The sequence below is a fragment of the Nocardiopsis sp. CC223A genome (genome assembly GCF_030766825.1).
GTDB lineage: Bacteria > Actinomycetota > Actinomycetes > Streptosporangiales > Streptosporangiaceae > Nocardiopsis.
Window position 1 is genome coordinate 57,636 of record NZ_JASFDV010000032.1, and the last position, 7,563, is coordinate 65,198.

The window sequence follows — 7,563 nt, forward strand, 5'->3', positions numbered from 1 at the left end:
GCAGGGTTGCAGGATGTGTGGTCTTGTCAGTAATTGGCGACGGAGGCGTAGTCTGACCCGAGTGCTCCTGATTTTCCTCGGCTCAGAGAGGCTGCGCTGGTGTTACGAGCTCCAGTTCCCTGTCCAGCAGATCAGAGGTGTGTTACTCGGAGGTGTTCCTGGACCAGCGTCTGGACCTGATCGAAGTGATCGTGGACGAAGTCGCGCAGCATGTGCGGCATGAGACCGTCAGGGCGCATGTAGGCGGCCTTGCCACCGGGGTTGACGACACGAACAACATCACCCTCCTCGGCCGTCCAGAGTTCCAGGACACCGTGTTGGATACCCAGGGGATTCACGTCCATCAGGGCATAACGGAGCCCCCAGAGCGCGATCAGGAGGGGGTCCAATTCTCCGATCGCTCCGCTGCGGCGGTACACCGCGCACCTTATCGGGTCACGGAGTGGAGGGGGTATCAGATGAGCCAGGTCGGAGTGCTGCCGTCCGTCCCACACCAGGCAACCGAAGGTTGTCCGGGTACGGCCTCCGGTGTAGGTGGCCGTAGCCCGGAGCATAGGCGCGTACTTTTCGAACGGTGAGGAAGTGTCGGTCACTCCGTATACCAGTGTCTGCAGGAGGTCACAGGGGTTGTGAACATAGACATCCACGTCCACACATGACGCGTCCGCTTCGGCTTCGTTCAGCCATTGGTTCATCAGAACGGACCAGTCCTCGTTACCGGCCAGGGTCTGCAGGGTCGACTTCCGTTCTGATTCCCAACGGGGACGGATGTCCGGTCCAGCAGCGCCCTGGCGGCGGACCTGGGCACCCCCGTATCTGCCCGCGACAGCCTGGCTCAGGTCTTCGTCGGTCAAAAGCTCCGAGGTCGCGTAGGCACCGGAGCGGCGAACCGACCGGAGCTCCCAGAGGGGATCGTCGCACACCCGGATGAAATCCTCGGGCATGCCGTTCCTTGAAACCCCGAGGGCCCGATGGGAGCGGCAGATATGGTGCAGGGCCCGATATTCAGCAGGGTGATCACGGTAGTAGTCCGGGATGTCGAAGTATGGGTCGTCCGCTTCATCTGGTGCGGGTGTGACATCCAATGAGTCCTGGAGAGGCACGAGGTCGGGGTTGATCCGGCCGACGGCGAAGTACAGCAGGTACTCGCCGTCGACGAGTTCGGGAGCGCCGACCCGGTCGAAGTCGAAACCGATCAGGTGATGAGCTTGGGCCTCCGAGGCCGCTTCGACGATCTCGCGCCATCCTCGATCACGCTCCTCAGCGGTGGCGTAGACCTCGATGCAGTGCACCCGCGAAGGGCGGTGCTCGAAAGGTTCGGGAGCCCAGGGAACCCGTTCGATGCTCGAGATCTTGCCGTCTGGCGTCGCAGAAATCTCGTAGCCTCGCAGGTCATGTCCCCAGTCGCGGGCGAAGTTGCTCGCCGAGGTACGTAGCTCATGCCACGTCGTCGATACGATGATGCTGCGGATTCGGTCCTTGGGGATGCTCAGTTGCTCGCGAAGAAGCTCTGTGTACTTCGCGACCTCGTGAAGGGCTTGGCGTGCGCTCGCATTCGAACGCTTCAACTCGATGACCACCCACATCTCGTTCTTATCTTTGGCCAAGATGTCAATGAATCCATCGGCTCCATGTGGGTTCATGATGCGGAACTCGGTGGCGACCAGGGAGAGACGGTGCTCTGGCTCCAGAATCTCAAGGTTGGCCGCAAGGTGATCGCGGATGTGCTTTTCACGTGCTGTCATCACCACCCGACACTAGCGGGTCTGGGCGACAGGCCGGCAGAGTGCCTTCCAAAGCAGTAGGGAAGCAGCAGGGATGTGTGTTGGATTTCGTCATTGGGTGCAATCCAGAGAGCAGCACGAGATAGCAGACGCTGGGAGTCATGGGCCAGGTGTGACAGAAGCTGAGGGCGTGTCGGGATCGCCTCCCGGCACTCGGTCGGCTGAGCTCCGCCGCGTTCTTCGGTCGAGACGGCTGAACCTCGGATCCGTGGGGAGGCTTGGTTCTACACTCGGGCCATGCCGCGAACCCTGTACCTGGTGCTGTCCGGAGCCCCCGCACCGGAAGGAGTGGTCGAACTCGTCCAGGCCCTCCAATCCCATGACTGGCGGGTGACGGTGCTGTCCACCCCCACCGGCACCGACTTCCACGACCCGGCCCGCCTGGAGGACGCCACTGGCGACCCGGTCCGCGTCACGTTTCGCAGACCCGGCCAGGGCAGACCCCTACCGCCCGCAGACGCGGTACTGGCCTGCCCGCTGACCTTCAACTCCACCAACAAGTTCGCCCAAGGGCTGGCCGACAACTTCGCGATCGCCCTGCTGTGCGAGATGGCCGGATACGGGGTACCCACCGTGGTGGTGCCCCACTGCAAACCCCAACTGGCGTCCCACCCGGCGTTCGCCCGCTCCCTGGACACCTTGGGCTCCATGGACGCCGTCACCGTCCTGCACGACCCCGACGCCCCCTACGAGGCCCGGCTGCCCTCCTGGCAGCAGGTCATCGACACCGTGAACAGCCTCTGACCGAAAGGCACGCCGTGGACCCCGCCACCCGAGGCCAGACGATCAAACGCGCCCGACGCCGCCGCGGCTACTCCCAGAGCGTGCTGGCCGGCCTCCTGGGCCGCTCGGAATCGTGGCTCTCCCAGGTCGAACGCGGCATTCTCACGGTGGACTCCCACGAGATCCTCACCCGCCTGGCCCGCATCCTGCGCCTGGACTTGGCCGAACTGACCGGAACCGAACCTGAGGCGGTCACCGACATGCGCTACGACGCAGCCCGCGCCATCGAACGCGCCATGATGCGCTATTCCACCCTGGAGACCATCGTCGCCGAGACCGGCAGGGAACCACGGACCGACCCCGCAGCCCTGCTCGTCCAAGCCGAGCACACTTATGCTGCCTACCAGGCGGCCCGCTACGACGAGGTCGGACGCCGCCTGCCCGGCTTGATCCGCGAAGCCGAGGCCGCGACCCACTTCCCGGACGCGGACCGCCCGGCGACGTGCGCCGCCAGAGCCATGGTCTACAACACCACCGCCGCCCTCCTGCGCCGGGTGGGGGAGAAGCACCTGGCCTGGCAGGCCGCCGACCGAGCCATGACAGCCGCCGCCTGGAGCGACAACCCTCTGCTGGCCGCCGTGGGCGCCTACCGGCTGGCCTACGTCTTCATCTCCCGCGGACACCCGGCAGAAGCCGCCGAGCTGGCCATGGGCGCGGCGAGCGCGCTCGAACGCCGCATGCACCCGGGCACCCCGGAGGAGCTGAGCGTCTACGGCGGGCTCCATCTGGCCGCCGCCACCGCTGCGGCAGCCGACTTTGACCGGACGGCCGTACCGCGCCTGCTGGCCCAGGCCCGCCGCGCGGCCGACCGACTAGGAGCCGACCGCAACCTCCACGGAACCGCTTTCGGCCCGACCAACGTCGCCATCCACACCATCAGCACCTCCGTCGCGATCGGTGACGCCCGAACCGCCATCGACACCGGCGAGGACCTGGACGCCGATTCCCTGCCCACCGGATTGGTCGGCCGCCGCGCCCAGGTCTACCTGGACCTGGCCCGCGCCTACACCCAGAAGCGGCAGGACGCCGCCGCGGTGCACACCCTGGTGGACGCAGAGCGGATCGCCCCCGAACTCGTCCGCTACCATCCGGGCACGGCCGCGGTCCTGACCGAACTCCTGCGCCGCGAGCACCGCCGTTCCACCCCGGAACTGCGTCCTCTGGCGGCCCGCGCCGGAGTCGCCTGAGCCGAACCCGCAGATTCCTGCGGATCTTTTACCTTCTCGCGGCTGCGAGGGCCTCTCGGCGTGCGGACGTACGGTCGCCCCATGTCACAGCGCGATTCCTTCCTCCCACGCCGGGCCTTGAGCAGGCTCGGGCGGTTTCACCATGCAGCGCGGTCCATGACCGGCCGCCCCGGCCTCACCGCCGTCCCCGTGGACTGCCTCGGCCCTTTCGCTGAGGGGTGGCTGTGAGTATCGGACAACCGCTCACCTGGGCCGATTTCTTCCGCCTCACCCGGCCCCGCACTTCGCAGATCCCCTGGCCCCGCCCTGCGGAGCGCCCTTCGCTCCCACGCCGCACCCGCACGCCTGAACACCTTGGGAAGGAAAGCACGATGGGTGTCCTGCACGAGACCCCTGCCCTGTGCCGTGGTGGATCGGCCACCCGTCTCCAGAGGGAGAAGGCCGACGACCTCTTCGACCGTCTCTCCTCCCTCCTGCGCGACGCCGCCGACCCCGACGCCGATCCGGCCGTGCTGATCCGCGAAGCCGACCGGGCCTTCGAACTCCTCCACCGCCACCTCAGTGCCGGTGGAGTGCTCCCTCAACCCTGGTGCGACGCCCGCCACTGACACCGGGTTCCCGGCCGAGACCTTCCTCAAAGGCCCTGCTCCTGCCCCGGCCCCCGGATCGCGTTTCTCCCCTGCGCCTCGATCTGCCTGGATCCACTCCCGACGAGAAGAGTCACCGTGATCGCTCCCGGTTTCCGCTCGCTGATCCTGCAACCCACGACCCTGTGCAACCTGAACTGCACCTACTGCTACCTCCCCGTCGGCGACCGCCGCTCACGCACCGAGATGACCACCGAGGTCGCCCACGCCCTCGCCGCCGGCCTCACCGTCATGAAGACGGACCGCGCCGTCGACGTGGTCTGGCACGGAGGCGAACCCCTCACCACCCGGCGCGCGCACTTCCGCGACCTCGTCGAAGCCTTCGAACCCTTGAGGCTCCGAGGAAGAGTCCGCCACAGCGTGCAGACCAACGCCACCCTCATCGACGACGCCTGGTGCGACCTGTTCACCGACTACGGCTTTCGTGTGGGCGTGAGCATCGACGGGCCCGCGACCGCGAACCTCTCCCGGGTGGACTGGGCCGACACCCCCGTCTTCGCCCGCATCATGCGCGGCATCGACCGGCTCCGATCCCACCGAATCGAGTTCTCGGCCATCTGCGTCGTCACCGCACACACCATCACCCGACCCGATGCGCTCCTCGACTTCTTCGAAGGTCTGGGAGCGAAAAGCGTCGGCTTCAACATCGAAGAACTCGAAGGCGCCAACTCCACCCGCCAGGACATCGCCCCGCACCTGGTCCGACGCTTCTGGAAAACCATGTTCGACCGCGTCGACAACGGCATGACCCTGCGCATCCGCGAAGCCGAACGCCTGCTCGGCTACCTCGCCGACATCCGCCAAGGACGCGCGAACACCTGGGACCAGGCCCTGATCGACCCCATCCCCACCGTCGGCACCAACGGCGACGTGGTCGCCCTCTCACCCGAACTCCTCGGCGTCAAGGACGAGGACCACCGCGACTTCATCGTGGGCAACGTCCTGCACGACGACCTGGCCTCGATCCTCACCCGCGCCCCGAACGCCTCCTATGTGCGACAACACTTGGAAGGCGTCCGCCAGTGCCGCCGCAGCTGCGAGTTCTTCGCCTTCTGCCAAGGCGGACAGGCCTCCAACAAGTACTTCGAGACCGGATCCTTCACCACCACCGAGACCGCCTACTGCCGCAACGCCAAACAAGAGCTCGTCCGCGCCCTGGGCGAGAAGATGGGAGTGTGACCGATGACGATCCTGGCACTGCTGGAACGGTCCGAACAGGCGGCCGCCCTGATCGACCGCCTCGCACCGACCACCCCCGTCGGATCATTCGACAACCGCGACACCTGGGACAACGTCGGCGGAGGCCCCTGGGACAACCGTCCGACCTGGGACAACTGGAAGAAGTAGGAAGACCCGTGGACACAGCCGAGATCAGGGGCGCCACCGTGCTCCTGCCCAGCGACGACGAACCCCCGGCCCGAACCTGGCCCCACCCGAACCCGCTGGAGGAGGAGAAGGTCACCAACACCCACTTCGCCTCCGTGGACCTGGGCTCCTCCCGACTGGTGGACGTCGCCGTGAACCGCTGCCGGTTCACCGCCTCCTGGCTCATGGGTGTGTCCCTGGTCCGCGTGACATTGACCGATGTCCTCTTCGAGGGATGCCAGTTCGACTACTCCACCTGGGAACGGGTCAAGGTCGCCGGGGACGTGGCGTTCGTCGGCTGCTCCTTCAAGGAAGCGGAGCTCATCGGCAGCGACCTGCGCGGCGCGGTCTTCGACGACTGCACCCTGGGCTCCCGGTTCGACGACACCAGAATGACCGGCGCCGACCTGCGCGGCAGCGACCTGTCGGGGCTGACCGGGCTGGCCTCACTGCGCGGCGCGCAGGTGACCGAGATGCAGCTCCGCCAGCTCAACGAGGTCATGGTCCGCGACCTCGCACTCACCGTCGCCGAGATCCCCATGTAGTAGCGGGTGATCGTCGCTCAGGACGGGCTTCCCCGGCGTCGGGGAAGCCCGTCTGTCACTTGACCGACTTTTTCACCTTCTTCGGCAGCGCGACATAGGTGGGACCAGCCGGAACACAGACAGCCGCAATGTCTCGTTCGCCGCATATGCCCCTGAAAGCGGGTGGACCCGGCACTCATTTTGACCGGACGACTTGAAGGACCTCGCGAGGCAGAGCGACCATCGACCAGCCCGCCGGGAAACACACGTACCCGGGGAAGCCATGTGCCGAGCGCATCCGGGGCGGGAAGCGCAGCCCCGGGCGGTAGACGCCACCGAGGCCAATGACACCCACCCGGCCCGCACGAGCACGCTGAACAACGAACAACAGAAGACAGGTGCCCCGACCGGTGCTCGAACACCGGACCGGGGCGCGATCACCGCCTGACAACACCAGGAGGAGACCGTGGAACACCCTACTACCGGCCGTCACCGACGGCCCTGCGACAGCATGGCCGGGCGCGTGTGGGCGCTGACCGCCGCACTGCTGGCCACCGCCCTGGCCGCACTCTTCAACCCTCGATCGGCCCCGTTGTCCCGCCGGGTCCCGCCCGCACTGCCCGCAGCACCCCCGACCACCACCGCCTCCAGCCGGGGCGACCTGCTCGCCGACCGTTCCGGCTTCCCCGAACAGCACGCCTGGGCGGCCGGGGCCTTGACCGCCCCGGCCCGCTGGGAGCAGGCCTACCGCGACCGTTCCGCTCCGTTTGAGGCGGAGGACCGAGTGGACGCCGACCCCGACCTGGTCGCCGGGGCCCTGGTGCGCCCCTACCTCGGCAGGGCCGCTGTTCCGCGTCCTCGCCCGGCCGAGCCGGAGGACTACCCGGCCACGCCTTCGGGCGTGGAGCCCGAGCCGGTGGAGGAGGAGTTCGCCGAGCTGACCGACCGCATCCGCACCTACCTGGCACTGCGGGGCTGACAAAGCCCTGAACGGACCGGGGGCGCCTTCTCCTGCGGGAGGAGGCGCCCTTGACGTTTTTCTGCGGCACTCCGAGGCCGCCGCTTATTTCTCGATCAATGGCTGCGAAGAAAAACCAAAGACGGGATTCCAGTCCATCGAGGTACTCGGTCGACTTCCAGGAGTGCCGGTTATGCGGCTTTTTCAGGGTGGGCCTGTGACTCCGCCTGGCCTTGGGCCTGTGACTGGGCCCGGTGGGGTCCCTGCGACTCCGCCTGTGACAGGGCCCATTAGAAAGGCCCACTCTCAGCGCGT

8 protein-coding genes are annotated in these 7,563 nt (G+C 67.0%); 7 read left to right on the plus strand and 1 reads right to left on the minus strand.

The features are described from left to right. Positions 1-131: 131 nt before the first annotated feature. Complete coding sequence (locus tag QJS33_RS15110) at positions 132-1,745, minus strand: endonuclease NucS domain-containing protein (RefSeq protein WP_306368605.1); 1,614 nt, start codon at positions 1,743-1,745, stop codon at positions 132-134. Between the two features lie 276 nt (positions 1,746-2,021). Between QJS33_RS15110 and QJS33_RS15115 the strand changes: the two genes are divergently transcribed. The 7 genes from QJS33_RS15115 to QJS33_RS15145 all read left to right on the plus strand — a co-directional run bounded on the left by QJS33_RS15115 (position 2,022) and on the right by QJS33_RS15145 (position 7,269). Further along, positions 2,022-2,528: a flavoprotein gene (locus tag QJS33_RS15115; RefSeq protein WP_306368606.1), complete on the plus strand. Its 507-nt coding sequence runs from the start codon at positions 2,022-2,024 to the stop codon at positions 2,526-2,528. A 14-nt stretch (positions 2,529-2,542) separates the two neighbouring features. After that, the gene (locus QJS33_RS15120; protein WP_306368607.1) at positions 2,543-3,754 is read left to right on the plus strand and encodes a helix-turn-helix domain-containing protein; all 1,212 of its coding nucleotides are present in this window, start codon (positions 2,543-2,545) and stop codon (positions 3,752-3,754) included. Between the two features lie 371 nt (positions 3,755-4,125). Continuing rightward, positions 4,126-4,362 carry a hypothetical protein gene (locus tag QJS33_RS15125; protein ID WP_306368608.1) on the plus strand — a complete coding sequence of 79 codons (237 nt, stop codon included), beginning with the start codon at positions 4,126-4,128 and terminating at the stop codon, positions 4,360-4,362. Positions 4,363-4,479: 117 nt separating this feature from the next. Beyond that, positions 4,480-5,580: a cyclophane-forming radical SAM peptide maturase AmcB gene (amcB, locus tag QJS33_RS15130; protein WP_306368609.1), complete on the plus strand. Its 1,101-nt coding sequence runs from the start codon at positions 4,480-4,482 to the stop codon at positions 5,578-5,580. A gap of 3 nt (positions 5,581-5,583) precedes the next feature. Further along, positions 5,584-5,748, plus strand: coding sequence for a multiple cyclophane-containing RiPP AmcA (gene amcA / locus QJS33_RS15135; RefSeq protein ID WP_306368610.1), 165 nt, complete (start codon positions 5,584-5,586; stop codon positions 5,746-5,748). A gap of 8 nt (positions 5,749-5,756) precedes the next feature. Further along, a complete protein-coding gene (locus tag QJS33_RS15140) occupies positions 5,757-6,311 on the plus strand; it encodes a pentapeptide repeat-containing protein (protein ID WP_306368611.1) in 555 nt (184 codons plus the stop codon). Positions 6,312-6,756: 445 nt separating this feature from the next. Continuing rightward, complete coding sequence (locus QJS33_RS15145) at positions 6,757-7,269, plus strand: hypothetical protein (RefSeq protein ID WP_306368612.1); 513 nt, start codon at positions 6,757-6,759, stop codon at positions 7,267-7,269. Positions 7,270-7,563: the final 294 nt, after the last annotated feature.